Below are 15,891 nucleotides of genomic sequence, written 5' to 3' on the forward strand. Positions count from 1 at the left end.
GGCTCGGTCAGCTACCGGAGTTGTCGGGAGCGATCATCCGCGGGTCGACGGTTCGTGAGTTGACGATGCTGAACACCACTTGATCCGACCGATAGCGATCGTCCGCGTATTCGAACGCGATCCCGTACTGGTCACGCGAGGTCCGACGCTCTCGGAGCAACGGACTACCCTCGGCGATCCCGAGGCTGTCGGCATCGACCGAATCGGCCGAGACAGCGTCGAGCACATGTGACATCGACTCGAAACGCACTCCCCGACCGGTGAGGTAATCGGTGATCGAGCCCGAGTCGGTCTCGAATTCGAACAGCAGTGAGCCGACGGCGTCGACGAAGACGCTTCTCTCGATCATCGTCGGTTCGCCGTCCAGGTACCGAACACGCACCACCTCGACGACGAAATCGTCGGGCTCGATTCCGAGCGCCGTGACGGCCGATGGAGATGCCCGACGACGCGACACTTCCAGGGTTTTGCTTCCCGCCTCGCGCCCCGTTCTCCTGGCCCATTGGGAGAACGGGGTGAAGGTGTCCAGGGTTTGCGCCGCATCGTTGCTCCGCACCACTGCGGGGCGGCCTTGCGACAGTTGCACGAGGCCTTCGGCCGACAACGACGCCAGTGCCTGACGGACCGGGCCTCGTGAGACCTCGTACTGGGCGCACAGTGCACTCTCGCTCGGCAAGGAATCTCCGACAGCGTATTCACCGTTGGTGATGGCCGAACGGAGTTGCCGAGCAACGAACTCGTGCCTTGCCTCGGCCACGTCCGATCACCTCCCACCATGCTTTGATCCGATCCTCATCGTAATCCGCGCCCAGGCACGCACCGGTAACCACACCGTGGCCGTCGACGTCGGGCGCTTCGTGCGCTTGTTTCGCCGTGCGAGAGGGCAGGTGTGGTGCAGACTTCGTACCGGGTCGGTGAAGTGAAGGAGGGTACGCATCGTGGCCGAGTCACGTCGAGAATTCACTGGCCTGGGGCCGCGCGTATCCGACATCGATGCCCACACCGCCTCGATCGGGATCACTCGTTTTCGGATCGCGGACGGACTCCTCGAATGGGACGCCCGTGCCACCGACATCTTCGCTGCGGGAGCCGATCCTCGGCCCCCGATCGACATCTGGCGCGATCGGGTGCACCCCGACGATGCCCAATTACTGGTCGATCTTTACGGCGACGCCAGCGAGAACATCGGTGCCGAGTGCATCTACCGGATCGTTCTGCCTGACGGAAGTATCGGGCACGTCCTGACCCGCAGCGTGTCCATCGAGTACACCCCCGACGGCACTCCGGAGGTCCTGACCGGCGTGGTGTCGAGAGTTCACCCGCACGAACCCACCCACCAGCTCAGCGCCGCGTTGGACAGTGTGTCCCTCGGTTTCGCCATCTTCGACACCGACCTGATCATCCGGTACGTGAACGCGCAGACAGAGCACCACCTCGGTGCCCATCGGTCCGAGTTGCTCGGCCGACATCTCCACGAGGCACTCCCCACCACGAAGGGCTCGTACTTCGACGACCTTCACCGTGACGCAGTCCGAACACGAGGAGAAATCAGGATCGAAGTGCCCTCGCTCTTCATTCCCGGCACGATCATGGAGGTCACGGCCAATTACGTCGACGGAGTCGTCGCCGTCAGCTTCCGGGACATCACCGCCGTGACCGTCACGATGGACCACCTGCTCGGCGCTTACCGAGAGTTGCTGAGCGCGTCTCGACTGGACGACCTCACCGGTGTCCTCAACAGGGCCGCACTGTTCGAGCGGATCGATCGCATCAGCACCGAGATCGGCGCCCCCGCAGCCGTCCTGTTCATCGACGTCGACGACTTCAAGACGATCAACGACACACACGGCCACCTCATCGGCGACCAGGTGCTACGGATCACCGCCGCCCGACTCTCCGAGCAGTGTGGCACCGACATCGTCCTGGGCCGAATAGGCGGCGACGAATTCGTCGCCGCTTTGTTCCCGGACACGGAACTCGGCAGCCACGTCGACCCGGCCGACATCGCGGACTGCCTTCGCATCGCAGCGCGGGCACCGATTCAGCTCATGAAGTGCACCATCAACATCGAACTGAGCATCGGCATCGCCCGCAACACCGGCCTCTCCACTCTCGAAGACCTGCTCACCCGAGCGGACATCGCGCTGTACGAAGCCAAAGCCGGAATACGCCACATAGACCGGCAGTGAGTGCTCGCGCTCATCGAGCGGCCGGCTGTCCCGAATGCGCGTATCTTCGAGATCGCCGAGGGTGCCGAAAGAACCCGCTCGGCGGCAACGCACGACTCGGTGCAACCCGTTGGAGGAGCTGTGGGCAAGAAACCGGCTGCACGGTCCCTGTACCGTGATGGCGCCGGGAGCGTCGCGCTGATTGCAGGCATCGTTGCAGTCGTCTGCGCGTTCGTCCCCTTCATCGGCGACTATCTCGCGATCCCCGCGGGCCTGGTAGCCGTCGTGTGCGGATGGGTCGGCCTCAGCCGCGCCGTCGACGGAACGGCCACCAATGGGCGCGAGGCAATGATCGGCGCCGCACTCGGCGGAACGGCGTTGTTCGTGGTGTTCCTGATGTTCGCCGCCTCGTACATGTAACCGTTCCGCCAGCGCGGAGCCCTCTGCGCACTCGGCGCCGGCTAGAACGCTGCGAGATTCTCGCGAAAGGTCGGCTTCGAATAACCGTCTCGGATCGCACCGCGGCGCCGGAGAGCCGGCGCGAGCCCGTCGCTGATCTCGGAGATCACCTTGCGAGTGACCGGAGACGCGATGAGGAATCCGTCGCCGCCCACGTAGTCCATCGCCTCGTCCATTTGTGCTGCAACGGATTCGGTGGTGCCCACGAGTTCGATGGACTCCACGGTCGGGTAGTTGGCGATGATCTCGCGTAATGTCTTGCCTGACTTTGCCATGTCCTCGAGGGTGCTCTTGTGCCCGTTGTACTTCGTCAGATCCGGTACAGGCGCGTCGATGTCGAATTGTGAGAAGTCGGTGCTCGAAAGGTAGGACATCGCAGCCAATACTCCGTCGATGTTGTTCTTCTGGACCTCGCGCATTCTGTCCCGTTTGACTGCCGCTTCTTGGTCGGTGTCGGCCATGATCGGGCTGACCAGAAACAGCACCTTGACATCGTCCGGTTTGCGTCCGTACTCGAGCAACCTCTTGCTGATGTCCTCGCGATACTCGCGCATCGCATCGAGTCCGCGCACGTTGGCAATGATCGTGTCGGCATGCTTGGCTCCGAACGCGCGACCTGCAGGCGAGCCGCCCGCCTGACAGATGACCGGACGCCCTTGTGGTCCACGTGGGACGTTGAGGGGACCGCGGGAGGCGTAATATTTCCCTTCGAACCCCACCTTGTGAATCTTCTCGTGGTCAGCGAAGACGCCGGATTCGGCATCGAGAACCAGGGCGTCCTCCTCCCACGAGTCCCACAGCTGAGACACGACGTCGATCCATTCGTCGGCCATCTCGTACCGCAGGCCGTGTTCGATCTGCTTCGGCAAGCCGTAGTTCTGGGCAGCACCGTCAGCACTTGCCGTCACCAGATTGATGCCGATCCTGCCCTTGGTCACATGATCGAGCGTTGCCATCAAGCGAGCAGCGAGAAAAGGCGGATAGAAGGTCGTTGCGACGGTGGCGATAATTCCGATTCGCTCGGTTGCCTGGGCCATCAGAGGTACGAGCGGCATCGGATCGAATCGGACGGTGGTGCCGCGACGCACCGAACTTTCGAACGTTCCGCGATACACGTCCGACAGAACGGAGGAGTCCTCCAGCATGATGTAGTCGAAGCCCGCCCGTTCGAGACTGCGCGCCGCGTCGACGAACAGATCCGGCCGCCCGACGTCGGCAGGTACATTGCCGGACCATGGCTGATTCCAGCCGTAGACACCGAATCCGGTTGTGAAGAACCACCCGAGATGCATCATGCGCCTGCACCTCTGGTCGGTCCTTGTTCGGGTTCGGCGAGATCGCGGGGCAGAAGTACGTTCATCGAAGTCCTCTCGGGTTTCCATGGGCAGCGGTAACGCTGCGTGCGCACCAGCTTGGGGGAATCGGATTAACGAACATGGCCCAGGCGTAACTGACCGATTACGCCGCGCACTCGGCCTGCTGGGGGCCGTTTCGGACGCCGATAACGCCACAGAGAGGTAGATCACAATGGCGTTTAGAGGATTCTCAAGGCTCTGACCAGGCATTTCACCTGGCGTAATACTTCGGTTACGCCTCGAGGCGCTTTCAGTAACGAGTCTGAAGAAAGCTCTGCGGTCAAGGCAGTACATCTGCTGATGACGAACGGGTTGGAGGATCGTGATGAGTGGCACTGTGCGCGGTGCATACGCCGAGATCGACGCCAGGCACCTCGGCAAGAGTTTCCATCGCCGTGGGTCCGGCAAGGCTGCTGTGAACGACATCAGCATGAAGGTCACGTCTGCGTCGGCCATCGGAATCGTCGGTGAGTCCGGGTCGGGCAAGTCGACGTTGGTCCGAATGATGTGCGGGCTGCTGGAGCCCACCGATGGCACTGTGGCGTACAACGGCGCAGCATTACCCGGCGTGTTGTCGACCCGAGGAGGACGCCGCGAATTTCGTTCCCGCATACAGTACGTCGCTCAGGACACGACGTCGTCGTTCGATCCGAGGCGAACGCTGCGTGACGCCGTGCGGCTACCTGCGCAGCGTTTGCTCGGTATGGACACCGAGACAGCGAACGTCCGCGTCGACGAGACACTCGCGTCTCTCGAACTGGACCCGTCGATGGCAGATCGGTACCCCGCCGAAGTCTCGGGAGGTCAGCGGCAACGCTTCTCGATCGCACGTGCGCTCGTGGTGAAACCGCGGATTCTGTTGTGCGACGAAGTGGTCTCCGCGCTCGATGTGTCGGTCCAGGGAGCAATACTGAACATGCTCAAGAGTTACTGCGCGGCCGAGGACTGCGGCTTGGTGTTCGTGTCGCATGGTTTGCCCGCCACAGCCTTCATCGCCGACGACATCGTCGTCATGCGTAGCGGCGTCATCGTCGAACAGGGCACCACCGACGACGTGGTCGAGCGACCGCAGGACCCGTACACCGAGCAGTTGCTCGAGGCGTACCGAGGACTCGACGAAGTCGAGCAGCTAGCCGTGGCAGCAGCCCGATGAACGCGCTGCAGAATTTCGTCGGCCGCCAGCGTTGGTGGCTGGGGCGTGTGGCGGTGCTACCTCTACACCTGCTGGTGTTCGCAGTTGCGGCCTTCTTCCTGGTGCGAGCGATCCCCGGCGACCCTGCGCGTGAAGTAGTCGGACCTGAGGCCACCGAAGCAGACTATCTGGCCACCAAGGTCGAGCTGGGACTCGACGGAAGTCTGTGGAGCCAACTCATGTCCTATCTGGGTAACCTCCTGCACTTCGATCTCGGAAACGCCATCATGACGGGTAGACCGGTGACCACTGACATCGCTGACCGCTTACCCGGCACACTCGAACTGGCCGGCATCGCGTTCACTTTTCTCGTCGCGGTGACTCTGCTGTTGTCAGCCATTGTCGTGGCGTGGCCCGGCTCTCTCGCATCGCGCGCCGTGCGCGGTTACGCCCAGGCAGCGGGCGCGGTGCCCGAGTTCGTCGTGGGCGTCGTCGGAATCTTCCTTTTCTATGCGACGCTTCAGGTCGTCCCGGCCCCCTCGGGGCGGGTGCGACCTGGGCTGACCGAACCCGATCCGATCACTTCTCTCCCTTTGCTCGACGCCGTCCTACGCGGCGACACCGTGGTGGTGTCCTCGATGGCCTCACACCTGTTGTTGCCGATCTCGGTTCTCGTGGTCTCGGTTACGCCCATTCTTCTCAAACAGCTTCTGACTGCGTTGGATTCGAGCCTGACCGCGGGCCCGACGCTGTTCAAGGTTGCTACGGGATCGGCGCGCAAGTACATCTATCTCAGTGCCTATCGGCGGGCCCTCCCTCCGACGGTGTCACTGTTCGGCATGGTCTTCGGTTCGCTGCTGGGCGGTGCCGTGATTCTCGAGACTCTCTTCGGCCTCGGCGGAATGGGCACCTATGCCGTGGAGGCCGTTGCCGCAACGGATCTCATTGCTCTACAGGGCTTCCTGTTGGTGGTTGCCGCGATATCGCTGATCGTGTTCCTGTGTGTAGACCTGATCAACATGCTGCTCGACCCTCGGCGCAAGCCGGGTCGGCAAGGAGGTGCTTCCTAGATGGCCGGCGTCACGACTTCTGCACGCGAGACTCGAAAGACGAAGCGCGCCTCACCCAAGACCCTCCTGCTGTTCGTGCCCGTCGCCCTCGTGCTTCTGGTAGCGCTCGTCGGACCGTGGATCGTACCGTTCGATCCGACGAAAGTTGTCGGCGCGCCGTCGCTTTCACCGAACTCGGAGTTCCTGCTGGGCACCGATTCCACGGGACTCGACGTGTTCTCTCGAACCATCGCCGGCGCACGGATCGACGTCACCATCGCGTTGTTCGTCACGATCGCATCGACAGTGGGTGGCATTCTCATCGGCCTCACGATCGGAATGAACGAGTCAGGACGTGGGCTCGGCGGATTCCTGGCGCGCGGCGCCGCCCGGTTCCTGGACCTCCTCGAGGCAGTACCCACCGTGATCGTCGCACTCGTCGTCGTCTCGTTCTTCGGCACTTCGTCGTTGACGATGATCTTCACGTTGTCGGTGATTCTCGCACCGATTCAGGCACGGTTGGTGCGCACCGAGGTCTTGCGGGTTCGAGGAGACGCCTACCTCGACGCTGCCCGGCAGGCCGGTCTCAGCGAGACCCAACTCGTCTTCCGGCACGTGCTTCCCAACTCGTCCGTCCCTGCGTTGCAGAACGCGTCGGTGGTGTTCGGACTGACGATCATCCTGACCGCGGCTCTCGGCTTCCTCGGAGTGGGTCTCGCACCTCCCACACCGGAATGGGGATCGATGATCACGCGCGGCGCCGGCGATGCGGCGATCGGAAAGCTCTGGGCCGCCGGCGCACCCGCGTTCGCTCTGTGCGCGACAGTGGCTTCCGTCGCCATCGTCGGCCGTCATCTCACGAAAGACACGCGCCGCTCCCACTGACGCGGCGGGAGCGCAGCCGGCGGAGTGACCCATTCACGCGCGGGAGCGCAGCCGGCGGAGTGACCCATTCACGCGCGGGAGCGCAGCCGGCGGAGTGACCCCATCAGCACACGGACAGCGCTGTCCGAGCACGTGCACCTCCCATTTTCACGGGCGTCGACAAATTGACACGCGACACCCGTCGATCCCCCATGCATCGACGAAGGAGACACTCGTAGTGAAATACTCCCATCGCCTACCTTTCGGGCTCAAGTGGTCCATCCCGCTTCTCGCGGGCGCGCTCGCGCTGAGTGCGTGCTCCGACGGTGGGTCCGCAGGATCCGACGCGGCCAGCACCGGCGAAATCATCGTCGTGACCCCCGACCAGGCGTCGAACGTCGTCCGTGACTACGGCTACACCGCGGGTACGGACAACCAGGACGTCACGAACAACATGCACGCGCAGCTCATCCGCAAACCGTACGTGGAAGAGGACGGCTCGGACGCTCTGGTGCAGGACTACTACAACTTCGAGCCGTACTTGGCCGAGAGTTACGACGTCAGCGAGGATCAACTCGTCTACACCTTCAAGCTGAAGCAAGGTGTGTCGAGCCAACAAGGTAACGAACTCGACGCCGACGACGTGCTGTGGTCCTTCGAGCGCAAGTTCGCGACTCCGGGTGGCGGTATGGCCGGTTACTTCAAGCCGATGCTGACCGACCCGGTCACTCAAATTCAGAAAATCGACGACTACACGGTCAGTTTCACCGTGGAGAAAGCGGGCTACGGCCTGACGTTGCTGGCTAACCTGACCGAGAACATCGGATCGATCTACGACAGCAACTATCTCATCGAGAACGCCACTCCCGACGACCCTTACGCCGTGCAGTGGGGTGCCGAGGACATGATGCGCGGCAATTTCGGTTACGGCGCTTACATGTTGGAGTCGGTGACTCCGGGCCAGGAGATCGTCATGAAGGCTAACCCCGACTTCGTCCTCGGCGAGCCCGAGGTGAAGCGGATGATTCGACGAGTAGTCGCCGATCCTGCAACGCGCGCCAACATGGTCACCCGCGGGGACGCCGATGTTGCGCTCGCGCTGCGTTCCTCGGACCAGGCAACGCTCGAGGGAAACGAGGCGGTCACGGTACCGACGACCACCTCGAACCAGTACCTGCTGTACGCGATGAACACCACCACTGCCCCATTCTACGACGTGCGGGTGCGCCAGGCCATGGCCTACGCGATCCCCTACGACCAGATCATGTCCGACGTCTTCTTCGACCGCGCGTACAAGTACAACCACGTTCTGGACGACAAAGCGCCCAACTGGGATGGATCCGCCCTACCGCAGTACGACGGTGATCCGGAACGTGCGAAGCAGATGCTCGCGGAGGCCGGCATGCCGGACGGCTTCGCGTTCACGCTCAGCGTCAACAACCAGCTCCCCGCTGCGCAGGACACTGCAATTCAGATTCAGTCGTACGCTGCCGAAGCCGGCATCGACGTCACCATCTCCGAAGTTCCTGCGGCTCAACTCAACGCTGAGCAGCTCGACGGGAAGATCCAGGCCAGCCTCTCGATCGGCGCATCGGTGACCATGACCCCGCCGTACTCGCTGCAGTTGCTCACTCAGCCGGGTGGTGGCTCGAACACCGCACTGTGGAACGATCCCGAATTCCTGGGTCTCGTCGATCAGGGACTGAATGCAGGCGACGCTCTGAGCCCGGAGGCCGGGGAGTACTGGAACGCGGCAGAGCTTCGTATGACCGAGCAGGCGCCGTACATCTTCATTGCTCGTGTGCGCCCGTCGGTGGCCTTGGAGGCAGGCATCGACGGCTTCGTTCAACGCACCGATTTCCGTATCGACTACTCGAACCTGTCGTTCTCGCAGTAGCTCCGCCCGTTCGGTCGGTGGTCATATCCCGCCAACCGACCGAACTGCGTGCGAGAACGCAGAAGATACGCGGCGAAATCGGGCGGCTACCAACCGCGCCGCTTCTCGAAACATCCCCGCGGTGAAGTCGACTCACACACCGGCAGAAACGAACGGACTATGACAGACAAAAGATTTCATCTCGGCTGGTTCGGCAGCTTCGTCCCGGCCGCCTGGAACACCACTTTCGAAGGCACCGACAGCGAAGACTGGTTGAACGGCGACTTCTACGTCGACTTCGCCCGTACGCTCGAGCGCGCATGCTTCGATTTCCTTCTGCTCGAGGACTCGTCGATGGTCTCGGACACCTACGGCGGGAGCTCGGAGGCGACACTCCGCACGGGTGGATGGGCTCCGAAGGGTGACCCCATGGCTCTTGCGCCGCTCCTGACGCGTGCGACGGAGCGATTGGGAATCTCCATCACGGCGTCCACGTCGTTCTATCCTCCTTACCTGCTGGCTCGGTCGATCGCGTCGCTCGATCATCTCTCGTCGGGGCGTATCGCGTGGAATGTCGTCACCTCCAGCGAGGATCGCGCCGCGCAGAACTTCGGAATGGACACACTTCCGCCCCACGACGAGAGATATGCCCGCGCCGACGAATACGTCGGACTGGTCGAACAACTCTGGGATTCCTGGGATGCCGACGCGGTGGTGATGGACCGCGCGACATCCACCTACGTGGACCACACCAAGGTCCACACCATCGACTTCCGGGGCAAGTACTACTCGTCACGCGGCCCCCTCAACACCCTCCCGTCCCCCCAGGGCCGTCCGGTGATCACGCAAGCAGGCGGCTCCCCCGCCGGCCGCGATTTCGCGGCCAAGCACGCCGACATGGTCATGGCGCTGCCCAAGGGCGTTCCCGCGATGAAGGAGTACCGCGCCGACATCCGGAGGCGCATGGTCGAACACGGACGCGACCCGGATTCGGCGAAGGTGATGTACGTCGTCTCACCGATTCTCGGCGAGACACATCAGGATGCTCTCGACCGCAAGGAGCGCAAAGCCGACGCGGTGCGCGCCAATCCGATGGGTCCGCTCATCGGATGGTCGGCGAGCATGGAGATCGACTTCTCCACGTTCGATCTCGACAAACCACTTCCCGAGGACGTCCACACGAACGGTCATCAGTCCACGCTTGAGAACTTCCGCAAGTGGGCAGACGGACGGACACTCCGCGAAGCATGCGTCGCCTACCGCACCGAATCCATGGAGCTGGTCGGCACTCCCGACGAGGTGGCCGAGCAGATGGGCGAGGCCATGGACGAGATCGGCGGTGACGGATTCCTCATCTGGAGCCAACCCCACAACCGACGCTACATAGGAGAAATCGCCGACGGACTGGTTCCCGCCCTGCAACGACGTGGACTGATGCGAACCGAGTACACGGGCGAACACCTTCGCGATCATCTTCTCGAATTCTGACTCGACACGTCTCGATCACTGGAGAACAACATGACTGCCAACAAGTTTCATCTGGGCTGGTTCCTCGGCGCCGGGTTCGGTGTCCAATCCTGGAACCAGCCGTGGTCCGGTACCGGTGCCACCGACTGGATGATGCCCGATCAGTACGTCGACCTTGCACACTCGCTCGAACGCGCGTGTTTCGACTTCCTGATCATGGAGGATTCCGTGCAGGTCTCCGACACCTACAAGGGGTCGATGGAGTACTACCTCGCGACGGCATCTGCCGCGCCCAAACACGATCCCGCTGCACTCGCGGCAATCCTCTCCTACACCACCAAGCACCTCGGCATCGTGCCGACGCTCACCACGACGTTCTACCACCCGTACACCGTCGCCCGTTTGATGTCGACGCTCGATCACATCGCGGAGGGTCGCATCGGCTGGAACATCGTGACCGGCAGCAACACCCGTGCAGCACAGAACTACGGCTTCGACATGCCCGAGCACGATCTTCGGTACGACATGGCCGACGAATTCGTCGAACTGACTCGCAAGCTGTGGGACTCGTGGCAGGAGGGCGCGGTGGTGGCCGACACCGCGCCAGGTGGCATCTACGCCGACCACGAGAAAGTGAACCGGATCGACTTCGAGGGCAAGTTCTACAAGTCCCGAGGACCGCTCAACACCGTTCCCAGCCCACAGCGACGACCGGTGTTCCTGCAGGCAGGAGGCTCGGACAAAGGCAAGGAGTTCGCCGCCGAACACGCCGATGCCATCATCTCCAACCCGCACGGCACCGACAAGATGCGCCGCTACCGCGAGGACATTCGCCAGGGCGCCGCCGAAGCCGGGCGTAACCCCGATGACGTCAAGGTCATGTATCTGATCTCGCCGATCCTGGGTGAGACGACTGCCGAGGCCAAGGCAAAGCACCAGCGACGCCAGGACGCAGCATCGCGCAACATCGATGGCCTGCTGGCCGGCCGGTCTCATCTGTCCGGTATCGACCTCAGCCAGTTCGACCTCGATGCACCGTTGCCTGCGGACCTCGAAAGCAACGGCCACCGAAGCAGTTTCGCCGAGTTCAAGGGAGACGGGACACAGACCCTGCGCGAGCGGATCACCAGCCACAGTGCAATCGACACGCTCGAATTCGTCGGCACCCCGGACGATGTCGCCGACATGATGGACGGCGTGATGCAGGACGTCGGTGGCGACGGGTTCCTCATTGCCGGGGCGCCGATGAACCGCAGATACGTCGCCGAGATCACCGACGGGCTCGTCCCCGCACTCAAGCGTCGCGGGTTGACCCGTATCTCCTATGAGCACAAGCACTTCCGCGACAACCTTCGCGCATTCTGATCTGTCGATCGCATACACGTGAGAAAGAGGACACATGTTCCACTTGGGTTGGTTTCTGAGCTGGCAGGTACAGTCGTGGAACCAGATGTGGTCGGGTGAGGGCGGTACCGAATGGAACCACCCCGAACTCTACATCGACATGACGCGGGCACTCGAACGTGCAGGCTTCGACTACATCATGTTCGAGGACGGCTCGTTCGTACCGGACTCGTTCGGCGGCAACGCTAAATGGTGGTTGGCCAACGCACGGTCGGTCCCGAAGCAGGATCCGCACTCCCTGCTCCCCATCCTCAGCCAGTTCACAGAGCACCTGGGGCTCATCGGCACGATGACGACGTCCTTCCATCCGCCCTACATGGCAGCTCGCACGGCTGCGACGCTCGATCATCTCAGCCACGGCCGAGCAGGCATCAACCTCGTCACCTCGCACAACGTGCGCACCGCGCAGAATTTCGGGTTCGAGGAGATGTTCGAGCACGACCACCGGTACGAGATGGCGGACGAGTGGATCGATCTCGTCAAGCAGCTGTGGGCATCGTGGGAGCCGGACTCCGTGCGCCTCGACCGTGAGGCCGGAGTGTTCGCAGATTTCGAGAAGGTCCACGCCATCGACTTCAAGGGCACGTATCACTCGTCTCGCGGACCGCTGAACACGACGCCGACGCCGCAAGGCCGTCCGGTGATCTGCCAAGCCGGTGGCTCTCCGGCGGGACGCGGATTCGCCGCCAAGCACGCCGAAACCATCTTGGCTCAGGTCGAAAACGTCGAGGCGATGAAGACGTACCGTGACGACGTTCGCGCACGAATGGTCGCTGAGGGCCGAGATCCCGACTCGTGCAAGATCATGTTCATCGTCAGTCCCGTTCTCGGTGAGACCCAGCGCGAGGCCGAGGACAAGCACGAACGCATCCTCGCCGGCTTCCGCAACGACATCGACGTCAACCTCGCCTCGATGTCCTACGCCAGCGGAATCGACTTCTCGAAATTCGATCTGGACGCGCCGATTCCTTCGGTGGAGACCAACGCAGGCCGCGGCACGATGGCGTTGATCGGAGCGAACACGACCGGAATGACTCTGCGCGAGGCAGCGAGCTCGGACATCCGCAAGTCAGTAGACCTGATCGGGACGGCCGACGCCGTGGCCGAGCAGATGGGTGAGATCGCAGCGGAGGTCGGCGGGGACGGATTCTTGATCGCCGGCAGTGTGCACCGCAGGTACATCAGCGAGATCACCGACGGCCTGGCGCCCGAGCTGCGCAAGCGAGGCTTGATCCGCGACGGCTACGCGCACGAGTTGTTCCGCGACAACCTGATGGACTTCTGATCGACGCTGCAGGGGCGTACACGCCGGTGGATGCGCGGCCACCGTCGCGCCCCGACAACTATCCGTGGCGAGTGCTGTCCGTCACCGGGCTAGGCATGAGCATCACCTTCGTCTCGGTGAGCATGCTGCCGGTGGCCTTGCCGGACATGAGCGCAGGCTTGAACGCCTCTGCAGCGCAGACCGATTGGTTCATGCTCGCGTATCTGCTGACGACCGCCGTCTTCATTCTGGTTCTGGGAAAGGTAGCCGACATCCTCGGCCGACGGCCGGTCTACCTTGCGGGCCTCGCACTGCTGACGGTCAGTGGTGCGGTGATCTCACTGTCGAGCGATCCAGCTCTGGTGATCGCGTTACGGGTCGTGCAGGGCGTCGGCGCTGCCGCGGTGATCACCAACACCACCGCGCTGCTGGTCGAGGCCTTCGCGCCAGCGCAACTGGCGATCGGAATCGGTTGGAACATCACGATCATGTCGCTCGCCGTTTCGATCGGCCCGCTCCTGGGCGGTGTTCTGACCGAAACGTCAGGGTGGCGCGGCGTCTTCGGAGTCGTCGTACCCCTCGGAGTGCTCGGGACGGTCTGGGCCGCGATCACATTGCGCCGGACCGATCGGCCACCCCGCGTCGCGAGGTTCGACTACGCCGGTGCGGTGGGATCGATGGTTGTGCTCGGATGCCTCGTCTACGGGGTGAACCGTGGTGGCAGTGTCGGGTTCGGTTCGGTGCACGCGTTGTTCCCCTTAACCGTGGTCGTCCTGGGCCTTCCCTTGTTCTGGTGGTGGGAACGGCGCACCGTCGACCCGATCGTCGATCCCGCCTTGCTGACCAGCCGCTTCCGCGGCTGCGCCTACAGCGCGTCGTTTCTCGTTACCATCGCCGAGGGTGCAGTGGCGGTGACGATGTCCCTGTACCTCCAGAGTGTCGAAGGACGGAGTCCGATCGAGGCAGGACTGCAGATCACGGCACTGGCGGTCGGCACGACGATGATGTCGCCGATCGCCGGTCGGCTGGCGACTCGCGTACGGACGCGAGTGCTGACCACGGCCTCCACGCTCGGCACGGCCGCCGTACTCACGGTGTTGGCTCTGCACATCGGCGGACCTGCAGCGGATGTGCCTGTCGTCGTCGTACTCTTCGCGCTCGGACTGACCGGTGCGATCTTCAAGACCGCAAATGCTGCTGCAATCAACGTCGGCGTACCGCCCAACCGATCCGGCATGGCGAACGGGCTCCGTGTATCGCTGGACAACACGGCGGTGACGGTCAGCACTGCGCTTGCGTTGGTCCTGGCCGTGTCGGCATTGCCTCCTGCGCTCCGCGAACTCGTCTACTCCGGGGACGCCCTCATGCTGCCGGCATCGGAAACAAGCTCCCTGACAACAGGGTTCGTCGTAGCAATCGCAATGATGGCGGGCAGCGCCCTCGCCGCCAGTGTTCCGTCGACACTGCGCGGAGTCCGAGACGACGAACCGTCGGAAATCCGGAGAGTCCGTCGCCTTTCATCCGAACGACAATCGAGAACAAGGAGTACACGGCAATGACCAAATTTCATCTGGGGTGGTTCACCAACTTCTCCAATCCGCCGTGGAACACCACGTGGGCCGGCGACGAGGGCAAGACGTGGGCGAACGGTGAGCTGCACGTCGACTTCGCGCGAGCACTCGAGCGGGCCTGCTTCGACTACATCATGCTCGAGGATTCGTCGATGGTCTCGGATGCTTTCGAGAACTCGTCCCGCGTCGACCTGAAGTACGGCCTCTACGCCCCCAAACACGACCCGGTCACGCTGGTGCCGGTGCTGACGGCCGCGACCAAGCACATCGGAGTCATCGCAACCTGCTCCACATCCTTCTACCCACCGTGGCTGCTCGCTCGCCGCTTCTCGACGCTCGACCACGTCAGCAAGGGCCGTGTCGGCTGGAACGTCGTCACCTCCAGCGAAGATCGTGCTGCGCAGAACTACGGTATGGACAAGCTGGCCGAGCACGACCAACGATACGAACGCGCGGACGAATTCGTCGATCTGGTCAAGCAACTCTGGGCATCGTGGGAGGACGACGCGATGGTGCTCGACCGCGAGAGCGGCACGTACGTCGATCACACCAAGGTGCACGTCACCAATTTCCGTGGCAAGTTTCACGCCTCGCGCGGCCCCCTGAACCTTCCGAAGTCCCCGCAAGGTGAACCGGTGATCTGCCAAGCCGGCGGCTCACCGCGCGGCCGGGAGTTCGCCGCGCGCAACGCCGAGACCATTCTGAGCGCGGCCAAGGATCCTGTCGCGATGAAGGCGTTCCGGGACGACATCCGGATGCGAATGGAGAAGGCAGGACGCGATCCTGACAGCTGCAAGATCATGTTCATCACCCAACCCGTGCTTGCCGATACCGACGCCGACGCGAGGGCGAAGGTCGAACGAATGACTGCGGACGTCGACTCACGTATCGAGTCCGCACTCGGTCACATCTCGGCCCTCACCGAAATCGACCTCTCGAGTTACGAACTGGACGAGGAGTTTCCCGAACTGTCCACCAACGGACATCGAACGACGTTGGGCGACTTCCTCTCCTACGGAAATACGCCGCGCAAGGCTGCTCTCGGATGGTCGATGAAGAACGTGCACTACGTGGGAACGCCCGACTCGGTCGCCGAGCAGATGGGCGAGACGATGGACTTCGTCGGAGGCGACGGCTTCCTCATCACGGGCAGCATCGGACGACGCTACGTCGGCGAGATCACCGAGGGGTTGGTGCCTGCACTGCAGCGACGCGGCCTCGTACGCACGAAGTACGAGCACGCGCACTTCCGTGACAACCTCCTGTCGTTCTGATGTGCTTC

13 protein-coding genes are annotated in these 15,891 nt (G+C 62.9%); 11 read left to right on the top strand and 2 right to left on the bottom strand.

Annotated elements, in window-relative coordinates:
• Window positions 1–7: 7 nt before the first annotated feature.
• Window positions 8–757: a GntR family transcriptional regulator gene (locus tag H292_RS0109715; RefSeq protein ID WP_019663396.1), complete on the bottom strand. Its 750-nt coding sequence runs from the start codon at window positions 755–757 to the stop codon at window positions 8–10.
• Between the two features lie 181 nt (window positions 758–938).
• Here H292_RS0109715 and H292_RS0109720 point away from each other — a divergent pair, with 181 nt between their 5' ends.
• Both H292_RS0109720 and H292_RS26955 read left to right on the top strand, forming a co-directional pair.
• On the top strand, window positions 939–2,189 hold the full coding sequence (locus H292_RS0109720; RefSeq protein WP_019663395.1) for a GGDEF domain-containing protein: 1,251 nt from the start codon (window positions 939–941) through the stop codon (window positions 2,187–2,189).
• Window positions 2,190–2,588, top strand: a complete 399-nt coding sequence (locus H292_RS26955; protein ID WP_020111262.1) for a hypothetical protein — start codon at window positions 2,190–2,192, stop codon at window positions 2,586–2,588.
• Window positions 2,589–2,629: 41 nt separating this feature from the next.
• Here H292_RS26955 and H292_RS0109730 read toward each other — a convergent pair whose 3' ends face one another.
• Window positions 2,630–3,922 carry an NtaA/DmoA family FMN-dependent monooxygenase gene (locus tag H292_RS0109730; protein ID WP_019663393.1) on the bottom strand — a complete coding sequence of 431 codons (1,293 nt, stop codon included), beginning with the start codon at window positions 3,920–3,922 and terminating at the stop codon, window positions 2,630–2,632.
• A 385-nt stretch (window positions 3,923–4,307) separates the two neighbouring features.
• Between H292_RS0109730 and H292_RS0109735 the strand changes: the two genes are divergently transcribed.
• From H292_RS0109735 to H292_RS0109775, 9 genes are all read left to right on the top strand, one after another.
• Window positions 4,308–5,135 carry an ABC transporter ATP-binding protein gene (locus tag H292_RS0109735; RefSeq protein WP_020111263.1) on the top strand — a complete coding sequence of 276 codons (828 nt, stop codon included), beginning with the start codon at window positions 4,308–4,310 and terminating at the stop codon, window positions 5,133–5,135.
• On the top strand, window positions 5,132–6,184 hold the full coding sequence (locus H292_RS0109740) for an ABC transporter permease (RefSeq protein WP_020111264.1): 1,053 nt from the start codon (window positions 5,132–5,134) through the stop codon (window positions 6,182–6,184). Before H292_RS0109735 ends, H292_RS0109740 begins: the two co-directional genes overlap by 4 nt.
• The gene (locus H292_RS0109745; RefSeq protein WP_020111265.1) at window positions 6,185–7,048 is read left to right on the top strand and encodes an ABC transporter permease; all 864 of its coding nucleotides are present in this window, start codon (window positions 6,185–6,187) and stop codon (window positions 7,046–7,048) included. It begins immediately after the preceding gene.
• 217 nt (window positions 7,049–7,265) lie between these two features.
• Entirely contained in the window at window positions 7,266–8,924 is a 1,659-nt protein-coding gene (locus H292_RS0109750) for an ABC transporter substrate-binding protein (protein WP_020111266.1), read from the top strand.
• A gap of 159 nt (window positions 8,925–9,083) precedes the next feature.
• Window positions 9,084–10,391 carry an NtaA/DmoA family FMN-dependent monooxygenase gene (locus H292_RS0109755; protein WP_020111267.1) on the top strand — a complete coding sequence of 436 codons (1,308 nt, stop codon included), beginning with the start codon at window positions 9,084–9,086 and terminating at the stop codon, window positions 10,389–10,391.
• 30 nt (window positions 10,392–10,421) lie between these two features.
• Window positions 10,422–11,735, top strand: a complete 1,314-nt coding sequence (locus H292_RS0109760; protein ID WP_020111268.1) for an NtaA/DmoA family FMN-dependent monooxygenase — start codon at window positions 10,422–10,424, stop codon at window positions 11,733–11,735.
• A 34-nt stretch (window positions 11,736–11,769) separates the two neighbouring features.
• Window positions 11,770–13,059, top strand: coding sequence for an NtaA/DmoA family FMN-dependent monooxygenase (locus H292_RS0109765; RefSeq protein ID WP_020111269.1), 1,290 nt, complete (start codon window positions 11,770–11,772; stop codon window positions 13,057–13,059).
• Between the two features lie 95 nt (window positions 13,060–13,154).
• Window positions 13,155–14,597 (top strand): MFS transporter, encoded by a 1,443-nt coding sequence (locus H292_RS26960; RefSeq protein ID WP_155949782.1) that lies wholly within the window; start codon window positions 13,155–13,157, stop codon window positions 14,595–14,597.
• Complete coding sequence (locus tag H292_RS0109775) at window positions 14,594–15,883, top strand: NtaA/DmoA family FMN-dependent monooxygenase (protein ID WP_020111271.1); 1,290 nt, start codon at window positions 14,594–14,596, stop codon at window positions 15,881–15,883. The genes H292_RS26960 and H292_RS0109775 overlap by 4 nt, the downstream gene beginning before the upstream one ends.
• Window positions 15,884–15,891 lie beyond the last annotated feature (8 nt).

Source organism: Rhodococcus sp. 114MFTsu3.1 (assembly GCF_000383555.1).
Classification (GTDB): domain Bacteria; phylum Actinomycetota; class Actinomycetes; order Mycobacteriales; family Mycobacteriaceae; genus Rhodococcoides; species Rhodococcoides fascians_E.

What these genes read in the sequence shown, in the direction of transcription:
- H292_RS0109745 (WP_020111265.1), top strand. Translation starts at nt 6,185, where the DNA reads ATGGCCGGCGTCACGACTTCTGCACGCGAGACTCGAAAGACGAAGCGC.
- H292_RS0109755 (WP_020111267.1), top strand. Translation starts at nt 9,084, where the DNA reads ATGACAGACAAAAGATTTCATCTCGGCTGGTTCGGCAGCTTCGTCCCG.
- H292_RS26960 (WP_155949782.1), top strand. Translation starts at nt 13,155, where the DNA reads ATGAGCATCACCTTCGTCTCGGTGAGCATGCTGCCGGTGGCCTTGCCG.
- H292_RS0109760 (WP_020111268.1), top strand. Translation starts at nt 10,422, where the DNA reads ATGACTGCCAACAAGTTTCATCTGGGCTGGTTCCTCGGCGCCGGGTTC.
- H292_RS0109735 (WP_020111263.1), top strand. Translation starts at nt 4,308, where the DNA reads ATGAGTGGCACTGTGCGCGGTGCATACGCCGAGATCGACGCCAGGCAC.
- H292_RS0109765 (WP_020111269.1), top strand. Translation starts at nt 11,770, where the DNA reads ATGTTCCACTTGGGTTGGTTTCTGAGCTGGCAGGTACAGTCGTGGAAC.
- H292_RS0109740 (WP_020111264.1), top strand. Translation starts at nt 5,132, where the DNA reads ATGAACGCGCTGCAGAATTTCGTCGGCCGCCAGCGTTGGTGGCTGGGG.
- H292_RS0109730 (WP_019663393.1), bottom strand. Translation starts at nt 3,922, where the DNA reads ATGATGCATCTCGGGTGGTTCTTCACAACCGGATTCGGTGTCTACGGC.
- H292_RS0109775 (WP_020111271.1), top strand. Translation starts at nt 14,594, where the DNA reads ATGACCAAATTTCATCTGGGGTGGTTCACCAACTTCTCCAATCCGCCG.